The sequence below is a fragment of the Granulicella sp. dw_53 genome, from assembly GCF_018449545.1.
Lineage (GTDB): Bacteria > Acidobacteriota > Terriglobia > Terriglobales > Acidobacteriaceae > Edaphobacter.
The window spans coordinates 19,626-43,137 of sequence record NZ_JAAVUR010000009.1; the positions used below are offsets into that span (position 1 = coordinate 19,626).

At 60.0% G+C, this 23,512-nt stretch carries 22 protein-coding genes; 7 read left to right on the forward strand and 15 right to left on the reverse strand.

Annotation, left to right across the window (positions count from 1 at the left end):
- Positions 1-22 precede the first annotated feature (22 nt).
- Positions 23-1,486, forward strand: coding sequence for an MFS transporter (locus HB393_RS14995; RefSeq protein WP_213806004.1), 1,464 nt, complete (start codon positions 23-25; stop codon positions 1,484-1,486).
- Positions 1,487-1,514: 28 nt separating this feature from the next.
- Here the strand turns inward: HB393_RS14995 and HB393_RS15000 are convergent, their stop codons facing one another.
- Both HB393_RS15000 and HB393_RS15005 read right to left on the reverse strand, forming a co-directional pair.
- Positions 1,515-2,990 (reverse strand): SulP family inorganic anion transporter, encoded by a 1,476-nt coding sequence (locus HB393_RS15000; RefSeq protein WP_213806005.1) that lies wholly within the window; start codon positions 2,988-2,990, stop codon positions 1,515-1,517.
- Between the two features lie 173 nt (positions 2,991-3,163).
- Positions 3,164-4,111: an alpha/beta hydrolase gene (locus HB393_RS15005; protein ID WP_213806006.1), complete on the reverse strand. Its 948-nt coding sequence runs from the start codon at positions 4,109-4,111 to the stop codon at positions 3,164-3,166.
- A 93-nt stretch (positions 4,112-4,204) separates the two neighbouring features.
- On the opposite strand from HB393_RS15005, the gene HB393_RS15010 reads away from it, so the two are divergent.
- A complete protein-coding gene (locus HB393_RS15010; RefSeq protein WP_255551174.1) occupies positions 4,205-4,702 on the forward strand; it encodes a hypothetical protein in 498 nt (165 codons plus the stop codon).
- Positions 4,699-5,997 carry a cation:proton antiporter gene (locus HB393_RS15015; RefSeq protein ID WP_345945217.1) on the forward strand — a complete coding sequence of 433 codons (1,299 nt, stop codon included), beginning with the start codon at positions 4,699-4,701 and terminating at the stop codon, positions 5,995-5,997. Before HB393_RS15010 ends, HB393_RS15015 begins: the two co-directional genes overlap by 4 nt.
- On the opposite strand, the gene HB393_RS15020 is transcribed toward HB393_RS15015, so the two are convergent.
- The 3 genes from HB393_RS15020 to HB393_RS15030 form a co-directional block, all read right to left on the reverse strand.
- On the reverse strand, positions 5,940-6,389 hold the full coding sequence (locus tag HB393_RS15020) for a PaaI family thioesterase (RefSeq protein WP_213806007.1): 450 nt from the start codon (positions 6,387-6,389) through the stop codon (positions 5,940-5,942). The two genes, HB393_RS15015 and HB393_RS15020, sit on opposite strands and share 58 nt — an antisense overlap.
- Positions 6,390-6,573: 184 nt before the next feature.
- Positions 6,574-7,746, reverse strand: a complete 1,173-nt coding sequence (locus tag HB393_RS15025) for a hypothetical protein (protein ID WP_213806008.1) — start codon at positions 7,744-7,746, stop codon at positions 6,574-6,576.
- Positions 7,747-7,800: 54 nt separating this feature from the next.
- Complete coding sequence (locus HB393_RS15030; protein ID WP_213806009.1) at positions 7,801-8,847, reverse strand: LLM class flavin-dependent oxidoreductase; 1,047 nt, start codon at positions 8,845-8,847, stop codon at positions 7,801-7,803.
- A 190-nt stretch (positions 8,848-9,037) separates the two neighbouring features.
- On the opposite strand from HB393_RS15030, the gene HB393_RS15035 reads away from it, so the two are divergent.
- Complete coding sequence (locus HB393_RS15035) at positions 9,038-10,621, forward strand: carboxylesterase family protein (protein ID WP_255551176.1); 1,584 nt, start codon at positions 9,038-9,040, stop codon at positions 10,619-10,621.
- 9 nt (positions 10,622-10,630) lie between these two features.
- A complete protein-coding gene (locus tag HB393_RS15040) occupies positions 10,631-11,998 on the forward strand; it encodes an FAD-binding oxidoreductase (protein ID WP_213806010.1) in 1,368 nt (455 codons plus the stop codon).
- Between the two features lie 25 nt (positions 11,999-12,023).
- Here the strand turns inward: HB393_RS15040 and HB393_RS15045 are convergent, their stop codons facing one another.
- From HB393_RS15045 to HB393_RS15075, 7 genes are all read right to left on the reverse strand, one after another.
- Positions 12,024-12,713, reverse strand: a complete 690-nt coding sequence (locus HB393_RS15045; protein ID WP_213806011.1) for a hypothetical protein — start codon at positions 12,711-12,713, stop codon at positions 12,024-12,026.
- 59 nt (positions 12,714-12,772) lie between these two features.
- Complete coding sequence (locus HB393_RS15050) at positions 12,773-13,456, reverse strand: radical SAM protein (protein ID WP_213806012.1); 684 nt, start codon at positions 13,454-13,456, stop codon at positions 12,773-12,775.
- A gap of 5 nt (positions 13,457-13,461) precedes the next feature.
- The gene (locus tag HB393_RS15055; protein ID WP_213806013.1) at positions 13,462-13,896 is read right to left on the reverse strand and encodes a type II toxin-antitoxin system VapC family toxin; all 435 of its coding nucleotides are present in this window, start codon (positions 13,894-13,896) and stop codon (positions 13,462-13,464) included.
- Positions 13,893-14,135 (reverse strand): hypothetical protein, encoded by a 243-nt coding sequence (locus HB393_RS15060; RefSeq protein WP_213806014.1) that lies wholly within the window; start codon positions 14,133-14,135, stop codon positions 13,893-13,895. The genes HB393_RS15055 and HB393_RS15060 overlap by 4 nt, the downstream gene beginning before the upstream one ends.
- Positions 14,136-14,166: 31 nt before the next feature.
- Positions 14,167-14,547 (reverse strand): 6-carboxytetrahydropterin synthase QueD, encoded by a 381-nt coding sequence (queD, locus tag HB393_RS15065; RefSeq protein WP_213806015.1) that lies wholly within the window; start codon positions 14,545-14,547, stop codon positions 14,167-14,169.
- A gap of 112 nt (positions 14,548-14,659) precedes the next feature.
- On the reverse strand, positions 14,660-14,905 hold the full coding sequence (locus tag HB393_RS15070) for a hypothetical protein (RefSeq protein ID WP_213806016.1): 246 nt from the start codon (positions 14,903-14,905) through the stop codon (positions 14,660-14,662).
- Between the two features lie 41 nt (positions 14,906-14,946).
- Entirely contained in the window at positions 14,947-16,095 is a 1,149-nt protein-coding gene (locus HB393_RS15075; RefSeq protein WP_213806017.1) for a lactonase family protein, read from the reverse strand.
- A gap of 167 nt (positions 16,096-16,262) precedes the next feature.
- Here HB393_RS15075 and HB393_RS15080 point away from each other — a divergent pair, with 167 nt between their 5' ends.
- Positions 16,263-17,702 carry a PAS domain-containing sensor histidine kinase gene (locus HB393_RS15080; protein WP_213806018.1) on the forward strand — a complete coding sequence of 480 codons (1,440 nt, stop codon included), beginning with the start codon at positions 16,263-16,265 and terminating at the stop codon, positions 17,700-17,702.
- A 36-nt stretch (positions 17,703-17,738) separates the two neighbouring features.
- Here HB393_RS15080 and HB393_RS15085 read toward each other — a convergent pair whose 3' ends face one another.
- Positions 17,739-18,944 (reverse strand): GGDEF domain-containing protein, encoded by a 1,206-nt coding sequence (locus tag HB393_RS15085; protein ID WP_213806019.1) that lies wholly within the window; start codon positions 18,942-18,944, stop codon positions 17,739-17,741.
- A 237-nt stretch (positions 18,945-19,181) separates the two neighbouring features.
- Between HB393_RS15085 and HB393_RS15090 the strand changes: the two genes are divergently transcribed.
- Positions 19,182-20,282 (forward strand): purine nucleoside permease, encoded by a 1,101-nt coding sequence (locus HB393_RS15090; protein ID WP_213806020.1) that lies wholly within the window; start codon positions 19,182-19,184, stop codon positions 20,280-20,282.
- A 120-nt stretch (positions 20,283-20,402) separates the two neighbouring features.
- Here HB393_RS15090 and HB393_RS15095 read toward each other — a convergent pair whose 3' ends face one another.
- Entirely contained in the window at positions 20,403-22,469 is a 2,067-nt protein-coding gene (locus tag HB393_RS15095) for an ATP-dependent DNA helicase (protein ID WP_213806021.1), read from the reverse strand.
- Between the two features lie 95 nt (positions 22,470-22,564).
- Positions 22,565-23,455 carry a TIGR03435 family protein gene (locus tag HB393_RS15100; protein ID WP_213806022.1) on the reverse strand — a complete coding sequence of 297 codons (891 nt, stop codon included), beginning with the start codon at positions 23,453-23,455 and terminating at the stop codon, positions 22,565-22,567.
- Positions 23,456-23,512 lie beyond the last annotated feature (57 nt).

The window sequence follows — 23,512 nt, forward strand, 5'->3', positions numbered from 1 at the left end:
CTGAGGGAGTGAGAGCCGACGAATGCGGACTAAAGAAGAGGGAGAGAAGGGAGAGGATCGCGTCGTCGAGACGGATGTTCCTGCGCGGCTGGATCGTGTGCCGTGGTCGCGTTGGCATGCGCGGATCATTGCGGCGCTGGGGACCTCGTGGCTGCTGGATGGGCTGGAGGTGACGCTGGTTGGTTCGCTGTCGGGCGTTCTGCAGAGTGGGGATGGGTTGCATTTGACGGATCAGCAGGTGTCGGGCGCGGCTACGACGTACCTGGCGGGAGCGGTGTTGGGGGCGATTTTGTTTGGATATCTGACAGACCGGCTGGGGCGGCGGAAGCTGTTTCTGGTTACGCTGGCTACGTACTCCCTCGCTACCGCGGCGAGTGCCTTCTCTTGGAATCTGTGGAGCTTCGCGGTGTGCCGTTTTTTTACGGGAGTTGGAATCGGTGGGGAGTATGCGGCGATCAATTCGGCGGTGGATGAGCTGATTCCGGGTAAGGTACGTGGGACGGTGGACCTGGTAGTGAATGGGACGTTCTGGGTGGGCGCTTCCATTGGTGCTGTGGCGGCGCTGTTTCTGCTGGGAGGACATGGGATTCCGCAGAACATTGGTTGGAGGTATGCCTTCGGCATTGGTGGAGCGCTGGGGATTGCGGTGCTGGTGATGCGGCTGTATGTGCCGGAGAGTCCGCGGTGGTTGATGCTGCGAGGCCGCGAGAAGGAGGCCGACAAGATCGTAGGGGAGATTGAGAGGCAGGCTTCGCGAGGGAGGCCGGAGAGTTTGCCGGCTCCGGAGGGAGAGAAGCTGAAGATCGCGGTGCGCGATCATACTCCGTGGCGCGAGATCTTCAAGAGCATGTGGGGCGAGAATCGGAGCCGGTCGATTCTGGGGCTGGTGCTGATGGCGGCGCAGTCGTTCTTCTTCAATGCGGTGTTCTTTACGTATGGGCTGGTAGTGAAGAAGTTCTTTCATGTGACGGATAAGGAGATTCCGCTGCACCTGCTGCCGTTCGCGGTAGGAAGCTTCTTTGGGCCGATGATTCTGGGGCCGCTGTTCGACAAAATTGGGCGCAAGCCGATGATTACCGCAACGTATGGGATCTCGGGGTTGCTGCTGGCGGGGACGCTGCTGCCGTTTGTGCATGGAACGATTGGGGCCAAGGGGATGGGGATCTGTTTTACGGCGATCTTCTTTGTGGCTTCGGCGGCGGCGAGCGCGGCTTATTTGACGGTGAGCGAGATCTTTCCGCTGGAGATACGGGCGTTCGCGATTGCGATGTTCTATGCGATTGGAACGCTGATCGGTGGGGTGGGGGCTCCACTACTGTTTGGGGCGTTGATCGCTACGGGATCGAAGGGCGATGTTGCGATTGGGTATGGGATTGGGGCAGCTTTGATGATCGGTGGGGCGGTTTGCGAGAAGTTGATTGGGGTGGAGGCTGCGGGTAAGAGTTTAGAGTCGATCTCGAAGCCGTTGCAGAGTCGGCAAGGCTGATGCTTCTCTTCTTGATGAATGAGCTTCCTTAGTCTGCGGCGGAGAGGATCGGCCAGGTTCCGTCCTTGCGGCGAAGAAGTTCGTCGCAGTTTTCGCTGAGCCCGCGCAGATGAAGAAGCTTTCCCTGATCGCGATAGCGACCGACGAGGGTTTCGATGGCTTCGAGCGCGGAGGAGTCCATGATGCGGGCGTGATCGAAGTCCAGATAGACCTCTGCGGGGTCTTCTTTGGGGCGGAAGAAGCGGGTGAATTGAGTGGCGGAGGCGAAGAAGAGAGTGCCGCGTAGACGGTAGGTTCTGCGGCCCGGGAGGTCCAGTATCTCTACCTGAAGCTGCTGTGCGTGATCCCAGGCGAAGACCAGCGCCGCGATGACGATACCCGCGACGACGGCGATGGCGAGATTGGTGAAGACGGTGACGGCGGTTACAACGATCATGACCATCGCATCGTGGCGCGGGATGCGGAGGAGGTTGCGCAGGCTCTTCCAGTTGAAGGTTTCAGCAGCGACGACGAACATGACACCGACGAGAGCGGCGAGTGGAATTCGCTCGATGAGATTGGAGCCGAAGAGAATGAACGCGACCAGGAAACAGCCAGCGGCGATGCCGGAGAGACGCTTTCGGCCTCCTGCGTTGAGGTTGATCATGCTCTGACCGATCATGGCGCAGCCTCCGATGCCACCGAAGAAGGCGCAGAGGAGATTGCCTGCTCCCTGGGCCATGGACTCGCGGTTGGGGCGGCTGGCGGTGTCGGTTATTTCGTCGACGAGATTGAGCGTGAGCAGAGTCTCGACCAGACCGATGGTCGCGAGGACGAGCGCATAGGGAAGGATGATGCGGAGGGTTGTGAGGGTGTAGGGCACATGGGGAAGGTGAAAGTGCGGAAGGGTGCCGTGGATGGAGGCGAGATCTCCGACGGTGCGGGTATGCACTCCGAGGACGAGGGCACATGCGGTTGCGGCGAGGATGCCTGCCAGGGCGGAGGGGAAGGCCTTTGTCACGCGAGGCAGCAGTACGGTGACCAGAACCGTGACTGCTACGAGGCCGAGCATCTTCAAGAGATTGGCGGGAGCTATCCAGGTCTCCGACCCTGTAGCGGAGTGCGTGTGGAAGTGTTGCAGTTGAGCTGAAGCGATGATGATGGCGAGGCCGTTGACGAAGCCAAGCATAACCGAGTGCGGGACCATGCGGATGAGCTTGCCTAATCTGAACCATGCGAAGAGCATCTGCAGCAGACCGGTGAGGAGGATCGTAGCGAAGAGGTACTCGACGCCGTGCTGTACGACGAGGCCCGCAGAGACGACTGCCATCGACCCTGCGGCGCCGGAGATCATACCGGGGCGTCCGCCCCAGATTGCCGCCGCCAGACAGAGGATGAACGCGGCGTAGAGTCCCGCCAGCGGATTGACGTGTGCGACGAGTGCAAATCCGACGACTTCGGGGACTAACGACAGGGCTGCGGTTAGTCCGGCGAGCACCTCTCTTCTTGCTTCATTCCACTGCATTGACGTTCCTGCTTCCCTTTTTTTGCTTTTCGACGTATCTCCTATTCTCTCGTAGCTTGGCGAGTTGAGCTAATGGCGGTCTTGTGGCTGCCTTGATGAAGGCTTAACACCGATTTTCACGGATGACACCGACTTGTCTGGGACGGGATGGCGAATGGGCTACCTGAATGGTTTTATTTTGCTGCAGTGGGGTCTTTGAGGAAGTCTCGGATCAGGTTGACGGTGTATTCGGGCTTCTCTTCCATGAGCCAGTGCCCGGCGCCGGGAATGACTGCTTCGCGGACGTTGGTGGCGACGTTGCGCATGACGATGGCTTCGGTTGCTCCGAAGGATTTTTCTCCGCCTACGGCGAGGACGGGCATGGTGAGTTTAGTGCGCTGGAAGAGCTTGTTGTCGTCGGCGTCCTGGGAGAAGGCCTGGAAGTGGGCGAAGCCGGTGCGCATCGCTCCGGGCTGGGCGTACTGGGCGGTATAGAAGGCGCGGGTGGCTTCGTCGGGCTGGTGGGGGTCCGCACTGAAGGCGTTCCAGATGCGGTCGAGGTAGGGACGCTCGCGTCCCTGGACGATGCGCTCTTCGTCGGGGCCCCAGAAGGAGAAGTGCCAGAGGCGGTGGTCGAGGACGATCTGGTCCCAGGGGGCGATGCCGGGGATGGGGGCGTCCATGACGACGAGGCGCTCGACCTTATCGGGGTAGAGGGCAGTGTAGGCGTAGGCGACCATAATGCCGATGTCGTGCGAGACGACGAAGGCGCGGTCGAAGCCGAGGGTGGTGACGACGGCGCGGATGTCAGCGGCCTGGGTCTTCTTGTCGTAGCCGGTGGCGGGCTTGGAGGAGCGGCCGATGCCGCGGAGGTCGGGGACGACTACGGTGTAGGACTTCATGAGCTCGGCGGCGAGGGGAGCCCAGGAGTCGCTGGTCTCGGCGTAGCCGTGGATGAGGACGACGACGGGGCCGTGGCCGGCGGAGCGGACGTAGATGTCCGCGCCGGCGGGACTGTGGACGGTTTGGGATTTGAAAGCGGCGGGAAGTGCGGGTGGGGCGGCGAGGAGGGGGGCTGCTCCTGCGGCCAACGTGAGTGCGAGGAGGGGGGCGGAGAACAACTTGTTCGAGCAGACGTTCATGTTCTTTTCCTTTTCGGGTGAGTGGTCTTTATACATGAGTGAGGTGAAGGCTTGAAGGAGTTTGGTGGGTTTGCGGTTGGTATACTTTTGGCTATGAGTCAGTCTCGAACTTTGCCGCTCCTTGATTTGAAGGCGCAGCCGCAGAGTTGGAATGAGCGCATGGCTCCGGGTGAGTATGCGGTGCTGTACTCGGGTTTGCCTGAGGGGAGCTCTCTTGATTCGATTAGCTGTACGGTCTTCGGCTCGCTGGCGGAGGCGGAGACGTATGCGAAGGAGCAGGTTGGGATCTATCCGGGGCTTCGCTGCAGGATCTATGACCATCATGGGTTCGGGTCGCAGCCGGTACGGGAGATTCGCGGCAAGGAGCATAAGAACGAGAGCGAGATCTCGGCGCGGTTGAGGCGATGGGCAGGGACGGGGCTGTTTGTGGGTGGGGCGGTGTTGATCGTGGTGGACTGGGTGGCCGACTTCAATCTTTTGTGGCCGGCGATGCTGGGGATGAGGATGATGCCGGTGGGACTGATTCTGCTGCTGACGGAGTTGGTGATCGTGATCGAGGCTCGGCGAAAGCAGCGGCGGGCTGACGGGTGAACATCGTCGAGTTTGTGTCGCAGGCGTTGCTGTTGGGTCTGCAGTTGGTGGTGATCCTTGTGGCTACGGGGGTGTGTGGCGCGTTGGTAACGCGGGTGGGACAGCCGCGGGTGGTGGGGGAGATTGCGGGTGGGTTGCTGCTGGGGCCGCTGGTGCTGGGGCATATGTTTCCTGTGGCGTTTGGGTTTCTGTTTGCGCCCTCCAGCTTTGCGTTGCTGGAGGGCGTGAGTACGGTGGGGCTGGGGCTGTTTCTGTTTTTGATGGGCGCGGAGTTGGACTTCAGCGCGCTTCGACAGAGTCGGGGAGCGGTGCTGGCTGTCACTGCGGGGAGTGTCGGGGTGCCGTTTGCTTTGGGCGCGGGGCTGGCGGTGGTTTTGTTTGGGCGGTTTGGGGTGGGGCATGCGGAGCGGTTGGGCTTTGTGTTGTTCGTGGGGATCGCGATGAGCATCACGGCGATGCCGGTGCTGGCGCGGATTCTTGAGGACCGCAGGCAGATGGGGCAGGCGATCGATGCGACGGTGGGGACGCTGGCGATGGTGTGTGCGGCGGCAAACGATCTGCTGGGATGGTGTCTGCTGGTCTTTACTCTTTCGCTGCGAAGAGGGGCCGTCGCGGGGACGTTTGCGGGACGGATCGGGTTGTTGCTGGTTTATCTCGGGGTAATGTTTCTTGTCGTGCGGCCGCTGGCTGCGAAGGTCTTTGCGGGACGGCGGCCTCCTACGTGGCTTTGGGTGCCTGTGATGGTGGCGATTGCATTTGTCAGCGCCAGGGCTACGGATGCGCTGGGGGTGCATGCGTTCTTTGGGGCGTTTGCGGCGGGGCTTTGTGTTCCTCGGGTGGAGCATGAGGTAGGTGGCAGGGATGAGCCGCTGGAGGCGATCCTGCGGCGGTTGTTTCAGCCGGTGCTGTGGTTGGCGTTGCCGGTCTTCTTTACGATGACCGGGCTTAAGATGCAGCGGGAGATCTTCTCCGGCGAGGGGCTGGGCTGGCTGGGGATCATTTTGCTGGCGGCTGTCGCGGGGAAGATTGGCGGCGCTTCGCTGGGGGCGAGGGCCGCCGGAATGCCGTGGAAGGCGGCGGCCCAAGTGGGGGTGTTGCTGAATACGCGCGGGCTGGTGGAGTTGATCGTGTTGAACATCGGGTACAAAGAAGGGATCCTCAGCCCGATGCTGTTTACGCTGTTCATACTGATGGCGGTGATCACCACGGTGATGACTGCGCCGCTGTTCGACCTTACTTACAAGCTCTGGGCGGCGAGGACGGCTTCCGGTTTAGAGACGGGATCGAGCCGGTAGAGCACGGCTTCGGATTCGGCGAAGAGGACGCCTTCTGCGTCGCCTAATCTGACCTCGGCCTTGGCGTCGAAGAGCCTTCCGCGCTGGCGTACGACCCAGGCCCGGATGCAGAGTTGCGTTCCGATGGGGATGGGCTTGTGGAAGCGGGTGTCGATGCGGGCGGTGACGGAGGGGATGTTCTGGAAGAAGAGGCACCAGCCGAAGGCCTCGTCCATGAGCGAAAAGGTGACGCCACCGTGGAGGATGCCGTTCCAACCACCGTGCTCTTTTCGGGCGATGTAGAGGGCCTTGCTGCCTGACTCGCTGTCCTGCTCGAAGGGCACCTGCAGGCCGAGGGGATTGTCAGGACCGCAGACGAAGCAGGTTGTGTCTTTTGTTCCGGTAATTGCCAAGATAGGATCTCCTTATGGTTAAGGTTAGGTCCGCGGGATCTTGTATGTCCAATATCGAGGAGTGACGGATTGATACCTTAAAAATATGGATGAAATTGACTCACGGAGTCGAATCCAGCCAAGTGGAAGGAGGCTTCTCATGTCGTCGCGAGAGAGTTCGCTTTCGGCGAGTTTGTCTTGGATCTTAGAGATAAGAATGAAGTGATGTCTCTTTAAAGAAGTTCCGGACACAGTCGCTTACATAGGTAGTATTCGCTCCGGGTTTCTCAGGCAGGAGTTTCTGGAAGTATCGATTCAGCAAACTTATATTTTGATCTCTGCGCGACTTGATCGAGATTTTCATCGAGTCGCTTTCGCTAATGGACGGATGATCTTCCCAAGGCGCGAATGCCAACATCCACCGCGAAAAGAGAATCTCCGACGAGCTGGGATAGCTGAATTGGGTCTGTGAAGACTTTTCCAATAGTTTAAAAACTGTTTCAGATTCTTTTTGTAAATTGAGCAGGAAATCCTCGCCAAGCGCATCCGCTCGCCTGTATCTCGATTCGTGGAAGTCAAAGTGATTGAGCAATGTGAATTTTGCGGCTCCATCACCACGATTGTTCTTGACGCTGAACGGAGTGTTGAGCGATCCGAGCGTATTCGTCAATCTTTCAATCAGGCTCCTAAGCTTCGTCTCTTGACTTTGCCACCCAGCCCGAATTTCAAAGCCAATTTTTCTATTGCCGTATAGGTCGCGGAGACCTACGTAGTGATATTTGTAGGTCCCCGAAGAGACCCCTTCCGAATCAGGACCGTCGAGTACTTCCTCTGATATGAGATGGTCTCTCAGCCCCGTGAGTGGGTGCCCATAAGCTCCCAGCAATCGGCTGAAGCCAGCCTCGTCGTCTCTTTTCGCGAGCTTTGCGAATGCGTAGTCGTTTAGAAGTTGATACAGGCTCGCCAGTTGCGAATGGTATTCCAGCTTTTGAGCAGGAGGGCGATCGAAGACAATGTGAACTTGAAACCCACCCCACTCCGCTAGCATGGCCCTCTTGACTGTCAGCATTTGCTCAAAGAGTGCGTCCACCGTGGTCGGATACTCTGTACAACAAATCTCCCAGGTGGGTGCAAACACCTCCTGGCGAACCCTGTAGGAGAGATAACCAGGTGCAGTCCCGAGTTTGACGAAGTTGTTCCAACTGAAGTCCGGTTGGCCTACCCGGACCGACTTTTCTTTTTCTTCCTTTGAAAGAGCGATCCAGGCTTGATCGGTCCCCTTGAACGAGGTGGGCTTATACCAGTTGAGAATTCTCGGTGTTTGTTCCTCGAACTCCCAGCCGAAGGTAATCTGAGATCCCCATTGTGTCGTAGGCATGGCTTAGGTAAGAACCCTGGACGTGGCGCTTATTCCATTTCTAAGATCTGCGGATTAAATCCTGGCGATTCCGAAGTGCTTGCGGACGATGGGCGCGACGCGGGTGCCGAGGACTTCGATAGCATGCATCATCTTGGCGTGGGGCATGGTGGCCACGGTCATCTGAAAGGTGATGCGGGCGATGCCTCCGAGGGACTCGTTTATACGGATGATCTTTTCGGCTACGTTTTCCGCGTCCCCGATGAGGAGGGCTCCGGTGGGGCCGCGTAGGGCGTCGTATTGGCCGCGGGTAGTGGGAGCCCAACCACGTTCCTTGCCGATCTCGGTGAAGGCGCGGGCGTAGCCGGGGAAGAAGTCGTCGGCGGCCTGTTGGTTGGTATCGCCGGGGAAGCCGATGGAGTGAATGCCGACCTTCAGGGCTTCGGGGGCGAAGCCGGAGCGGGCACCCGCTTCGCGGTAGAGGTCGATGAGGGGGCGGAAGCGGTGGTGCTCGCCGCCGATGATCGCAACCATGAGGGGCAGGCCGAGCATCCCGGCGCGGGCGAAGGACTCCGGGGTGCCTCCTACGCCGAGCCAGATGGGGAGCGGGTTTTGCAAGGGACGGGGGAAGATGCCTTGTCCGGTGAGCGGGGCGCGATGTTTGCCGGACCAGTGGAGATTTGGGTGGGCGCGAATCTGTAGTAGGAGATCGAGTTTTTCGGCGAAGAGGGAGTCGTAGTCCTTGAGCTCGAAGCCGAAGAGAGGGTAGGCCTCGATGAAGGAGCCACGGCCGGCGACGATCTCGGCGCGGCCGTTCGAGAGGAGGTCGAGGGTGGCGAACTCCTGGAAGACGCGGACGGGGTCGGCGGCGGAGAGGACGGTGACGGCGCTGGTGAGGCGGATGTTCTGGGTGCGGGAGGCAGCGGCGGAGAGGATGATGACGGGAGCGGAGTCGAGGTACTCGGGGCGGTGATGCTCGCCGATGCCGAAGCTGTCGAGGCCGACCTGATCGGCCAGGACGATCTCTTCGATGAGATTGCGGAGGCGATCGGTGGGGGAGATGGCGATTCCTGTGGATGGGTCCGAGACGGCTGCGGCGAAGCTATCGATGCCGATTTGCATGAGTTCTCCGGTGGTTCGTCGCTACATAGGGGCAAAAAGCGTAACGGTGATCTAGATGATTTTAAGGCGATAAGAGATGGGATAGAGTTTTGTACCGTTGGGTGCCTGTGGCTGACTTGTCTTTGATGTTTTTGGGGGAGTGGGGATTCATGGGGGTGGTGTGTTAGGTTTTTCTGCGGAGAGAAAACTCATGGGGCAGCGTTTGTATAAGGGTTTGTTGAAGACGATGGTGGGTGGTTTGGTTGCGATGCTGCCCGTGGTGGCGTTGGCCGTGGGTCCGGCGCAGGTGAAGACGGATGGCGGAGTGATTGAAGGGGAGCTGACCGTAGACCAGAAGGTGGTGGCGTTCAAGGGGATTCCGTATGCGGCTCCGCCGGTGGGGGATCTGCGGTGGCGGGCTCCACAGGCTGCGGCGAAGTGGAGCGGCGTGCGGTCGGCGAAGGAGTTTGGGTATCACTGCGTGCAGACGGGTGGGTATCCGGATATGCAGTTTCACGATCCGGGGCCGAGCGAGGACTGTCTGACGTTGAATGTGTGGGCTCCGGTAGGTGCGAAGCGGGGAAGTCTGCCGGTGATGGTGTGGATCTATGGCGGAGGGTTTGTTACGGGTGGCACGTCGGAGAAGCGGCAGGATGGACAGTTCCTGGCGCACAGGGACGTCGTCGTGGTGTCGATGAACTATCGGCTGGGGATCTGGGGGTATATGACGCATCCGGAGCTGACGGCGGAGTCGGGCAAGAGTGCTTCCGGCAACTATGGGTTGATGGATATTGCAGCGGCGCTGGAGTGGGTGAAGCGGAACGTCGCGGCGTTTGGAGGCGATGCGGGCAATGTGACGGTGTTCGGAGAGTCGGCGGGTTCGTTTGCGGTGAGCGCGGTGATGGCCTCTCCGCTGTCGAAGGGACTGATGGCGAAGGCGATTGGAGAGAGTGGCGGTGCGCTGTATAGCTCGGGGCTGGGGTTTGAACCGCGGGAGGTGCGGGAGAAGCGGGATAGCGAGTTTGCCGAGAGAGCGTTTGGAACGACGAAGCTGGCGGAGCTGCGGCGGGTCTCGACGGAGGATATGGTGCGGGCGGTGACGGCGAAGGGAGCCGCACGGTTCGGGCCGGATGTGGATGGGTACTTCCTGCCGAAGGGTCTGCCGGCGATCTATGCGGCGGGGGAGCAGGCGCATATTCCGGTGCTGGCGGGGTGGAACGCAGATGAAGGGCGAGGCGCGGTGGTGACGGCGAAAGAGAAGCCCACGGTGGCGACCTTTGCAGCGCAGGCGGACAAGGAGTTTGGGGCGCGGGCGAAGGATTTTCTGGCGGTGTATCCGGGGAGCACGGACGCGGATGCCGCGACCTCTACGGGCGACTATGGCGGGGACAAGTTTATTGCCTACTCGACGTGGCGCTGGATGGAGGCGCAGGTGCAAACGGGCAAGGCTCCGGTGTACCGGTACTTCTTTACGCTGGGGTCACCGGGGGATAAGAATCATGCGGCGGCGCTGGGGGCTTTTCACTCGGACGATATCGAGTATGTCTTCGGGACGCTGGACTCGCGGGCTGAGGCGGTATGGAGGCCAGAGGACCGGAAGCTGTCGGACCAGATCGGCCAGTACTGGACGAACTTCGCGAGGATGGGCGATCCGAATGGGCCGGGACTGCCGAAGTGGCCGACGTATAGCGCTACGGGTGACTGGCAGGTGATGCATCTGGACGCTGCTCCGGAGGCCAAAGCCGATGCATGGCGAGGACGGTATGTGTTTTTGGACTCGGTGTGGGGCAGATGAGGCGTCGCGATGGAGACGGTTGACGCGCGGTATCTGACGGACGCCTCGGGATACACAGGGTGGGCGGAGCGGGTGTTTGTGCCGCAGACCGAGGCCGAGGTGTTGGAGGTGCTGGCGGAGGCGGTGCGGACCTTGACGCCGCTGACGCTTGCGGGCGCGGGGACTGGCTTGACGGGGGCGCGAGTGCCGCAGGGTGGGTGGGTGCTGTCGCTGGAGCGGTTCCGCAAGATGGAGATTGAGCCTGGCTTTGCAAGGGTGGGACCGGCGGTAACGCTCATGGAGTTACGCGATACCGCAGCGCGGACGGAGCAGTTCTACGCGCCGGACCCGACGGAGATGACGGCTTCTATCGGAGGAACGATTGCGACGAATGCGAGCGGGTCGCGGAGCTTCCGGTTTGGAAGTACGCGGCGGCATCTGCGGGCGTTGCGGGTGGCGTTGATGGATGGGAGTGTGCGGGAGTTTCGCCGGGGAGAGCTGATCGACTTCGAGGTGCCGCAGATGCCGGTGCCTGCTACGACGAAGTATACGGCGGGGTATCGGCTGGAGCCGGGGATGGAGTGGGTGGATCTGTTTTGCGGATCGGAGGGGACGCTGGGAGTGATCCTGGAGGCCGAGGTGGGGCTGTTGCCGACGCCGAAGGATCTGTTCTCCGGGGTGATCTTCTTTGCTTCGGATGAGGATGCGTTGAAGGCAGTCGAGCGATGGCGGTCGGTGGCTGAGCTGCGGATGATCGAGTATGCCGACCAGAGGGCGCTGGAGATGCTGCGAGTGCGGTATCCCGAGATTCCGCTGGAGGCAGCGGCGGCGTTGCTGATCGAGGCGGAGGGAGATGATGTGGATGCGTGGGAGGCTCGGCTGGAGGAGGCGCGGGCGCTAATCGAGGCTTCGTGGTTCGCGGTGGGAGCCAAGGACCGGGAGAGGTTTCGCGGGTTTCGCCATTCCCTGCCGGAGTTGGTGATCGAGACGCTGCGGCGGCGTGGCTTTATGAACATGGGGACGGACTATGCTGTGCCGATCGCTCGAAATGGGGAGATGCTGGCCTATTACCGGGAGCGGCTAGAAGCGGAGCTACCGGGGCGGTATGTGATCTACGGGCATATCGGAGATGCGCATCTGCATGTCAACATGCTTCCTGCCTCGCAAGGGGATGCCGATGTCGCGACGGGGATGCTAAAGGAGTTTGCGACGCATGCAGTGAAGTTGGGTGGGACGGTGTCGGCGGAGCATGGGCTGGGGAAGCGGAAGGCTCCGCTGTTGGAGTTGCAGTACTCGCCGGAGGAGATAGGGGCGATGCGGCGGGTGAAGGAGCGGCTGGATCCGCTGGGGTTGCTGGGTCGGGGGACGTTGTTTGGTGGCGCGGTGGGAACGCTCTAGCTGATCTGTGGGATCTTCAGCCTGGTTATGGATTGGACTGTTGTGGGGTGGACGGATTCGTCTGAGCGGATGGGGGATTCTGCTGTGACTGCTTGGCCGCTGCGGCTTTCTCGGCGTCCGCAATGGCCTTTCTAAATCTGTCTACGGCGGGAACGTTGTGGGAGTGGAGGGCGTCGGGCGCGTCGTATCGCCAGCCGGGGGTACCGTCGAGGGGATTCGAGACGGTGCCTTCGTAGACGAGGAAGGAGTCTTCGGAGCCACCGATCTCTGCTTGAGGGCGTGAGGATATCGGCGGATAGGCGGGGCCGGTGGAGGTTTGGGGTGGAGTTCCACGTTGGGCTCCGAGGGAGATTCCGTCGTCGGTGGGGGTGATGCTTCCGGGGCGGCTGTTTTGGCGGGCGTCGGGTACGGTGACGTTCGTGAGTCTGCCACTTCCCTTGCGGATGACGATGATGAGGTCGGCTTGCGTGGTATCGAGGACGGGCAAGAAGCGGCCCCAGTTGGTTAAGGCGGCCTCGACGTCCTTCTGGGCTATCTGGTTGGCGCGTGGGTCTTCCAGGGAGACGCCGGCGGAGGGGTCGACGATGACGGCGACGGTGTGGGCGGTGAGGAAGTAGGAGCGGAGGGTGGGTTTGTCTTTGCTCTTACCGCCAGCCAGGGCGAACGAGACGAGGAGCAAGGTTGCAGCGAGAGCGGTGGAGAGATGTCGAAGCATGACGGACTCCCTGGACTTCGGGTCTAACTGTACTCCGATGCCTGTGTTAGCCGCCAGCTTCAGACGCCCTTTTTCATGGGCTCCCAGATGAACTTGTGGATCTGGAGGGAGAGACGGGCGTCGATGCCGTCGGCCATCATCCACTCGACGAGGGTGCGGGGGTCGAGGGTGGCGTTGTCGGTGGTGCGGAGGGGGCTGGGGGATTTGTTGAAGGCCGGGGAGAGGAGGACGCCGCCGGCTTTGGCGTTGAGGTCGTGCTCGAGGATGAAGGCGCGGGCGAAGTCGTAGTCGGCGCGGTGGGAGAGGACGAACTTTACCTCGTCGTTCTTGGTGAGGGCGGCGAGGTTCTCCATACGGAAGGAGTTGGCGGCGGAGCCTGCTCCGGGGCATTTGACGTCGACGATCTTGTGGACGGCCGGAGGGACGTCAGCGAGAGGGCGCTCGCCGGAGGTCTCGATCATTAGGGTGTAGCCGGAGTCGAGCAGGCGGCGCATGAGGGGGAGGAGTTTTTTCGCCTGGAGCATGGGTTCGCCGCCAGTGAACTCGACGAGACGGCAGGGAGCGAGAGCTTCGATCTGGGAGACGATCTCGTCCTCGGTGAAGGGTTTACCCCCGGAGAAGGTGTACTCGGAGTCGCACCAGGCGCAGCGCAGGTTACAGCCGGCGAGGCGGACGAAGATGCAAGGAAGACCGGCGAAGGAGGATTCGCCCTGGACCGATTTGTAGAGTTCGATTAAGTGCATGGGACCTAGAACTTTTGCGTTGCGATTAATTCAACGTTGGCCCGTCTGGCGGCCACGGTGAGTTTCTTGTCGAAGGTGGCCAGGGGAAGCTCCGTCGCGAGGGAGAGGTCGAGGTAACAAGCGTCGTACGCGGTCAGATCGTAGTCAGCCATCACGTTGAGAATGCGTTGGGATTGAAGAGGAATAAGTTCCGAAGCAGTCGCAATGCCTAATGCGTCGATTCTGGAGAGTGCTGTCGTCAGTTGGGTGCGGGTCATTCGGTTTGTCTTCAAAGCGAGACCGAGTATGTTCGCCATTTCAACGTGCCAAAAGACAGGAACCAGGAGAACGGCGTCCACTGAGAGCTTCAAGATGCGGAGGCTCTCTGGATTCTCTTCATCGGCGAAACACCAACTGAGAGCGACGGAGCTGTCGAGCACGAAACCCTTCGAAAAGCTCAATACTTATGCCCTTGATGAATGTACTCACGCCAGTCCATGTCGCCGCGTCCTGACGTGGCGGTATTTGTCTCCATGAATTGGATGAGATCGCCAATGGCCTGCTTGCGATGCGGGGCTTGTTCCATCTGATGGATGTGATCCTGCACAAGACGTTCGAGAAAAGCCGAGACAGTCAGGTCAGATTCTTCGGCCTGCTTGATCAGCGCTTCTCTATATTGATCGCTAATTTCTACCTGCATCCCGCACCTCCACCGATATAGTATACGGCGGCTATTCGTAGTAGCGGGCGAAGCTGGTGTCGGTCTCGTAGAGGGTGCAATCTTTGACGCGGACGCGGCCGGCGGTCATCTCGTGGAGCTGGACGCTGGTCTGCTCGTAGAAGTACTTCGCGAGGTTTTCGGCTGACGGGTTGATCTCGGAGACGAAGGGCTCCAGGTCGTTGATCATCTTGTGGTCGAGGTATTCGACGGTGGGGCGCATGACCTGTTTGAGGAGCTTGAAGTCGAGCAGCATGCCAGCTTCGTCTAGTTGTTCGCCGACAAGGGTGATGAAGACCTTGTAGTTATGGCCGTGGGGGTTCTCGCACTTGCCGCGGTAGTTGCGGAGGTAGTGGCCGGACGAGAAACCGGCTTCTACGGTGACTTCAAACATGATGCTTCGTTCCTTATCTGATTGCCTCGCTCATGGGATTTGATGGGAGCGGGCGACGGGCGGGTTCGCCCTATCGATTGTAACGTTTTGGGAGGGGAAAGGTTGAAGCGGGCTATTGTTTGCGTTTGGCGCGGCGAGCCTCCTCGGCGCGGCGCTCGGCCTGCTCGAAGAGGGAGGAGAGGATTCCGGCGAGCGCGACAACGAGAGAGAGGACGAAGAGGGCGAGGCCCATGGTGCGCCAGAGGGAGGCATCGCCGGGCGAGCCAGGCTGCTGGGCGATGTTGGTGTAGGCCACTCCGCAGGAGACCAAGGCGAAGAGCAGCAGAGAGGCGGCGAGAATGTAGAGGTTCCGTCCCATGGGGTTAAAGCTATTCTACTGGCCCCATCCGATGGCGGGCATCAGATGAAGACGACGCAGGAGGCGTTATTGACGGGATATTGGGCCGAAGTGGGCTTGAGATCGCCTTTTTGGGGGCTGCGGGCGAAGACGGTGAGCTGATTGCTAAACTGCTCGGCGACGAGGAAGTAGTTCCCTTCCGGAGAGATGTTGAACGCACGGGCCTCTTTCCCACCGAGGGGCTGCCGCTGCACGAGGGTGAGGTGGCCCTTGGGATCGATGGCGTAGACGAGCAGCTCCTCGGGAGCCTGGCGGTTGCAGCCGTAGAGAAAACGACCTGACTTATCGATGACGACCTCGCCCGCACGGTTGTTGGCGACGTCTCCACCCGGGGGGAGCGTGGGGGTGCTTTCGATCAGGGTGAGGGTGCCGGTGGTGGCGTTCCAACTGAGCTGGGTGAGGGTGGAGTCGAGCTCGTTGATGCTGTAGGCCCACTTGCCGTTGGGATGGAAGGCCAGATGACGCGGTCCGGAGCCGGGGGCGGCGGTGAAGTAGGGAGGATCGTTGGGGGTGAGTTCGGCGGTGGCAGGGTTGAGCTTGTAGACCATGATGCGGTCGGCGCCGAGGTCGTTGATGAGGACAAAGCGGTTATCGGGGGAGATGGCGACGCCGTGTGCGTGGGGAGAGCTCTGACGCGAGGCGTTAGGGCCGTGGCCGGAGAGCTGAAACTGGGAGACAGGCTCGGAGAGACGGCCATCGGAGGCGATCTTGACGGAGAGGACCTTGCCGGTGCCGTAGCTGGCGGTGATCAGACAGCGGCGAGTATGGTCCAAGGCAGTGTGGACCATGTCGAACTCGGGCACAGTGACGGTATTGACGAGATGGAGGTCGCCCGAAGGGTCTACCTGAAAGGCGCTGAGTGCTCCCACCTTGGGAGCGGATTGGTGGCCGGCGAAGAGGAAGCGTTTGCCGTCGATCGCGCCTGCGGCCAGGAAACCAGCAGAGTTAGCGGGTGCGGCGAGGCGGAAGTTGGAGAGGGTGCCGGTGGCGGGCTTCCAGGAGCCGGTGTAGATGCCTGCACCCTCACCCTTTGCGGTGGAACCGACGTACACGAGGGTCTCTGAGGCGGGGGTTGCGGCGCGAAGCTGGGCTGCGGCAAGGGTGGAGGCAGAGGTGGCAATAAAGGTGCGGCGAGTCCAGCGAAAGGGCATCTATTTCTCCGCCGTCCATGGTAGCGTATCGGACAGTGAAGTCGCTCGTAACCCCACAGAGTCAAGATAGATTCCGTGAATCTCAGAATTGGAACGATTTTGAGTCCCCGGACCGCTTATAGGCGATCTATCTCGCATCACATCAAGTAATGCCGACGACGGAAGACATGTCTAAAGAGATTTCGGAACATCCTCACTTGCTGCTTGCCGCAATCGTGGACTCCTGCGACGACGCAATTATGAGCAAGACTCTCAACGGCATTTTAACGAGTTGGAACAAGGCTGCCACTCGCATATTCGGCTACGAGGCGCACGAGATGATCGGGCAGTCGATCCTGCGCCTGATCCCGGCAGAGCTCCGAGACGAGGAGACCGGGATTTTAAGCCGGATCAAGATGGGCGAGAAGATCGATCACTACGAGACGGTCCGCCTCACAAAGAATGGCGACAGGCTGAATGTCTCGTTGACGGTCTCACCGATCCGGGACGATTCAGGGCGCATCATTGGAGCGTCCAAGATCGCTCGTGACATCTCCGAGCGCAGACGCAACGAGGAGGCGCGTTCCCGCCTCGCAGCGATCGTCGAATCCTCCGAAGATGCCATTACCAGCATGACCCTGGATGGGATCATCACCAGTTGGAATCGCTCCGCTTGCCGGATGTTCGGCTATCTGGCGGAGGAGATGATCGGTCAGTCGATCCTGCGACTCATCCCTGAAGATCTTCACGCGGAGGAGATGGAGATTCTGCAGCGGCTAAGAGCAGGCGAACGCATCGATCACTATGAGACGCGGAGGATGGGCAAGGATGGAGGGATGATCGAGGTGTCCCTGACGATATCCCCAATCCGAGACCGCGAGGGTACCGTGATTGGAAGCTCGAAGGTCGCCCACGACATCTCGGTTCGGAAGCAGATGGAGTTAGCACTCATCCAATCTGAAAAACTTGCCGCCACCGGCCGGATGGCCGCCACCATCGCGCATGAGATCAATAATCCCCTGGAATCGATCGTCAACCTAATCTTCCTTGCACGGATGGGGTGCGGAGAGGATAGCGAAGCGATGGACTATCTGCGAACCGCCGAGAAAGAGATCGAGAGAGTCTCGCATATCGCGCGCAGAACGCTTGGCTTCTACCGCGATACCGGAACTCCGGCGGAGATCTGTCTCCATGAGTTAGTCGACGACGTTCTTGCGGTCAACCAGTCGAAGATGACGAATCGAGGGATAACGGTCGAACGTCGTTTCGGTTACCGAATGCCCATCGTCGCCAGCAAAGGCGAGTTACTGCAGGTACTGTCGAACGTCATCGCGAACTCCATCGATGCCATGCCGAAGGGCGGTCCGCTCTGCATTCAGATCTTGGAGGGGCCCCTGGGGGTTCGGGTTGTGATTCGAGATCACGGGACAGGGATTAAACCGGAGAATGTTGCGCGGATCTTTGAGCCCTTCTTTACGACCAAGGGCAATCTTGGGACAGGGATTGGACTGTGGGTCGCGAAACAACTCGTGGGGAAGCGGGGAGGTCAGATTGAGGTGATCGGCGGCACAGACGCCGAAGACCCAGGCGCCACCGTGGTGATCGATCTTCCTCTTACTTCGCTGTAGAGCAGCAAAACACTAAGCAATTTGATGAGACGGCGATCAGGAGGCGAAGCAGACACGATTACGACCGTCTGTCTTTGCCTGGTAGAGTGCCTTGTCGGCTGCATCGAGCAGATGCCGCCGGTCTTCGCCTGCAACAGGATGGGCAGTGGCAACTCCACAGGAGACGGTCGCCGTAATCTCACGCTGCAGCGGAATCCGCGAGGCGTCGAGCGGAGGAAAGCCGGCGACCTCGACGAGTTTTCTAATGCGTTCCGCCACCTGCAATGCGGCAACTTGATGGGTTGACGGCAGAAGTAGAACAAACTCTTCTCCGCCGAAGCGAGCAGCAAAGTCTCCTGTCATGCGAAGCGCTTCGGTGATCAGGCGGGCGATACGCTTCAGAACTCTGTCGCCGCTGAGATGCCCATAGGTGTCGTTCATGTGCTTGAAGTGGTCGACGTCGACCATGACGATGGAGAATGCGGTTCCGTCCGCGACGGCTGTCTCCCATAGCTCCTCAAACCGGGAGTCGAAGAAGTGCCGGTTAGCGAGGCCGGTCAGTCCGTCGCTCTCGGCCATCTGCGACAGCTCCAGGTTGGCAACCTTAAGGTCCTGGATCAAGACATCCCCACGCAGGTAAAGCAGAAAGTTGAGACGCTCCTCGCGGTTTGCGCTGTAGTTGGCGAGCATGGTGACGCAGGTGGTGGCGAAGGTCAGACCAAAGCCGAACAACTTCTGGTCGTGAGTCAAAAAAGCATCTTGAAACAGGAACACAATATCGCCCAGCATGATGGCCATGGACGCGACCAACGCATATGGAAATTGCAACCGGATGGAAGTGTTCGCGAAGACGATCACGGCAACCAATGCGGTCTGGGCGTAAGCCGAGGCAACGATGTTCTGATTGGAGTCCAGATATAGCTGAGACAGCGCTGCGAAGGCAAGCATGCCGGCGAAGCTTGCCTCGCGAAATACTTTGCCGGGCTTTCGCAACATGCTGAAGTCGACCGCCAGGGCGATGGGCGTCATCACTCCGAGACGGACGATGACTGAGCGCCAGAAATGTTCAGGCCGGCCAAGGTAATCTGCGAGCAGAAAAGCGTCGAAGATGCAGATTGCGAGCAGCCCCTCCCACCAGAATCGTTTGCAACGGCGTGGAGAGATATTCGCTTCAAAGCGATCTTCCAGAGGCGCGGGGAAGACCAACCAGCGAGGGCTGAGGCCCGAGAGACGTTCTACTTCCGCGCCGACAAAATTAACCATGGAGGATCACGATCCAGACCACAAGCGAATCGAAGGACCTTTCCATCGATTCAGTACTGCACTTCTGGACATGAGAACTAGGATGCCTCAAGAGATGCTCGTGAAAGATTAGTACCACTATGGTGGCACTCTGGCGAGTTTTCTGTTAAGTAGGTGCTATGAAGGGCTTGCATAGCGAGAATGCTGGAGTTTTGACGGTTGGCGAAGCTGCCGGAAGAGCTGTGTAAAGCTAGTCCTATGCGAAATACCTGGTCGTTCTTCCCTTCCCTCGCCTTGATTGCGGCTGGCTTTTGTTCCTTTGGTGCTTACGCTCAGGTCGCCGGAGTGAAGCCAGTTATCGCCGTGATGCAGCCGAAGGTCGTAGTCGTTACTTACTTCGAAGTAGGGGAAGATACCGGCGACCGTCCGGGGGAGTTGCAGTTCTGGGTGGAGCGAGATCATCTGGACCGGAAGATTGAGGTGCCGGGGATGACGCGAGCTGTGCGGACAAATGCGGCAGGCACGGAGATTGCCGTGACGGTGGGGCCGGGCAATATCAAGCCAGGCGTGAACCTGATGGCGCTGGGAGCCGATCCGCGCTTCGATCTGCGGGAGAGTCATTGGCTGATCAATGGGATTGCAGGGATCTCACCGGCGGATGGAACGGTCGGCGCGGCGGTCTGGACGGACTTCGTGGTGAATGGGGATCTCGCGAAGGAGATCGATCCGCGCGAGACGCCGGTGACATGGTCGGATGGTTTTCTATCGCTGGATGCAACGATGCAGGGCGATACGAAGGGTGGCGCGGGCTGGGAGGATGACGTTCGCAGATGGAGTGGAGACGAAGCGCGCGCGAATCGAAGAGGGAATGTGATTCGCATGAACCTCGCGCTGATGCGTTGGGCCTATGAGATGACGAAGGAGATGGAGTTGCCTGAGGATGCCGCGATGAAGAGGCTTCGCATCCAATACAAGGATGCGGCTGGAACGAAGGACGGTCCGAAGGTCCAGATGGGAGCCAATATGGCGACGGAGATCTTCTGGCATGGAGCGAAGATGGATGCGTGGGCCCATCGCTGGATGGCGCTTGAGACGGACGGAGTGGCGAAGCTGGGAACTACGGCGATGAATGACTCAGGCACAATGCTGGCGCTGCAGGCTTTGACGAAGCAGGGGAAGGCGGACTGGAATAAGGCTCTGCTATTGCGGACGGCCAGTAACTTCGATATGCCTCCGGCTGGCGTCACAGCAGCAGAGAGCCTGGCGAGCGAGAAACATGGGAGCTATACCGCTTATATTCCGGCGTTGGAGTCAGCTTATGCGGTGGGGGAGCGGGTGGTTGGAGAGTGGATGAAATAGAGATTCCTCTTTTGTGCGATACACACGATTGTGAGATTCGTACACCTCGGCATCTGATTTTGATGCATTTGAGCAGCGTCTTGGACTTAGAGTCGTTCATCCATAGATCTATCGGGAACGCTACTCCGGCTTCGCGAAAAATTGTTCTACGTCGGCGATCTCCTGGGTGAGGCGGTAGGGCGGGAGCGAGTCGAGGAAGATGCGGCCATACCGTTGCCGCTGAATGCGGGGATCGAGCAGCATAAGGACCCCTCGGTCGTTGAGCGAGCGGATCAGGCGTCCGAAGCCTTGCTTCAATGTGATGACGGCGTTGGGAACCTGGTAGTCGAAGAAGGGCTTGCCACCCAGCGCTTCAATGGCCTCCATGCGCGCCTTGACGACTGGATCCGAAGGGACAGCGAAGGGCAAGCGGTCGATGATGACGCACGAAAGCTGCTCGCCCTGCACGTCGACTCCCTGCCAGAAGGAAGACGTTCCGAAGAGGACGGCGTTGGGGGTGTCGCGAAACTGCTGGAGCAGAACGTGACGCGGCGCAGTGCCATGTAGCAGCAGCGGATACGGCAGCTCGGCGAGGAGGCGGTCATGCACCTCACGCATCTGCTTGTAGCTGGTAAAGAGGCAGAAGGCGCGACCCTTGGTGATCTCGAGCAGACGGCGAATGCGTTCGGTGGCCTTGGTCTGGAAGTCGGGCTCGCGGGGATCGGGCATGTTCGGCGGCAGATAGAGCAGCGCCTGCTTCTGATAGTCGAAGTGAGAAGGGACGATCAGCTCGCGTGTGCCAAGGCTCAGACCCAGGCGTTTGCGGATGTGGTCGAAGCCCTTGGCGACGGTGAGGGTCGCAGAGGTGAGGACCACGGTGGCGTACTGATCGAAGAGCGTAGTGGAGAGGAGCTCCGAGACATCGATAGGAGTCGCCTGCAGATGGGTGTGGAAGGCGGCAGTGGACCGGGCAAGGTTGCGGACTCCACCAGCGGCGCGCCGTTCGACCCAGAAGACTGTGTTGGGATCGTCGGACTCGAGGAGAAACTTGAGATGGTGCTTGATGTCGGCGGTGCGTTTACGGAGCCCGGTCGACTCGTCGACGTTGCGCAGATGATCCAGCTCGCCCTCAAGCCGCTGGAGCGCGTTGAGGGCTCCGGTGTAGGTGTCGCCGGACTCTTCGAGGAAGGACTCGCGTTGGTCAAAAGGCATACGGCCCGGCATGGGCGGAGCGAAGGGATCATCTCCCGGCAGCGCGCTGAAGAAGAGGCGGCTTCTATCCTTGAGAGTGGCGCAGGCGCTGACGAGAGAGCTGGAGAGAGCATCCTTCGCCTTGAGCATGGTCTCGATATCGCGGGTGAGCTCGTCGATCCGTTGGGTTGAGAGGCCAATACCAAAGTAGTTGGAGGCGACCTCTTCAAGCTCATGTGCTTCGTCAAAGATGACGGCCGCGGCTTCGGGGAGGATGCCTGCGTCGGGAGCATTGGCCGCCTGCTGCTTGATGGAGAGGTCGGCGAAGAAGAGATGGTGGTTGACGATGACGATATCCGACTCCAGCGCCTTGCGCCGCATGGAGGTGATGAAGCAGTTCTCCCAGTCAGGACATGTCGTACCCAGACACGCCTCGGTCCGGGCGTCGAGCTTGGCCCAGAGCGGCGAGGTCTCCGGCAGCCGGTCGATCTCGGCGCGATCGCCGGTGATGGTGGTCTTCTCCCACTGCGCGATGTGGTGGAACTGATCGATCTCTTCCAGGCCGTTCAGCAGCGGATTGCCTCGCAGCGCGTACAGCTTGTGCTTGCAGAGATAGTTGCCGCGGCCCTTCATATAGCAGACCTTCAACGGGCCCAGAAGTGACTCTAGAAAAGGGATGTCCTTGAAGTAGAGCTGCTCTTGGAGATTCTTGGTGCCCGTAGAGATGATGACCCGCTGCTGGCGCTCGCGTGCCATACGCAGAGCGGGCAGCAGGTAGGCGAGGGTCTTTCCCGTCCCCGTTCCGGCCTCGACGATGAGATGGCGCTTGTCCTCGAAGGCCTTCTCGACCGCCTTGGCCATCTCGTACTGGCCGGGACGATGCTCGAAGGACAGACTGGATTTGGAGAGGATACCGCCCGGAGAAAAAAACTGGTGGAGCGTGGGCAAGCGATCAGGAAGCTGAGCCGCGGGAACGGGCGCGATTTGGATGGGCGAAGACACAGCGGCTGTGTCCATGATATTCGCGTTTCCTTCGATAGGGAGGAAGTCGAGAAATTTCCAATGGACGGGGCCAATCCTGCAGTTCGCGGGTCGAGCCGGCGATACTGTTGCTAGTTCTCTGAGGGTCTGTCGACGCTGTCGATGACGAGCACGGTCACTGGTCCCCTGCCCGGCTTCAGCTCGAGGCCAAGCTGTTCCCGGACGGCGACGAAGATCGAGGGAGCAGTCTCGGCCGACGGAGCGGGCTGCCCTGCATCTACAGGAGCGGTGGCGGCGATCTCATCGGGAGTCCATTCCAGATGCACATCGAAGAGGCCCTGGAGGCCAGTCTGGTCGATGACAGGTCTGTCCAATATCAATGAGAGCTGGCCGGTCAGGCTTTGAAAGCCCACTCCGGCCGCATCCGTCATGGTGACTCCGATCGCATTGCGGAAGCCGGAGCGGGTCCCGGTCCAAGTGTTGCAACGCAACTGGTCGGGATTTTGCGTGGGACGGTTCTTGGAGAGGTCGAACGGGACGCAGCTTCCTGGTTTGGTCGGCTGCATCTTTAGGCCGCCCTTAGCCAGGGTGAGATCGTAGACCGGAGCGTCTTTGGTCTCGCGATGGATCTTCAGCTTGAATCGATCTTCGAGCAGGGTCTGGAGCGTCAGCGGGAAGTTATCGCCAGCCATATCGTCCACCACCGCCGTGATGTCGTAGGTCTCCGAGTTGAGCCAGCCGGGCCCACCGACGATGCGATCGGCCTTCACCTTATAGGCGATGTACATCAGCTTCCGGACTGTCATGTTATGGGCTTCAAACCTGCTCGGGGTGATGTGGACGTTGCCCAGGTCTCCTCCGCCGGGAGCGCTTCGGTGAATCGCGGCGACTTCGACCTCCGGACGCGGCGGGGTAGCCTGTCCCTGTAGCGTGCTGGCGAAGCCCATAACAAGAGTCATCGCAGCCGCGACGAACCCATTTTTGAAGGCGAAGCCCGTAGATTTCTTCCCGCAAAGCTGCATTGTTTCGACTCGATTCGTTGTTGCCTGCAGAATAACAGCCGCGGAGGGTAGTCTTAC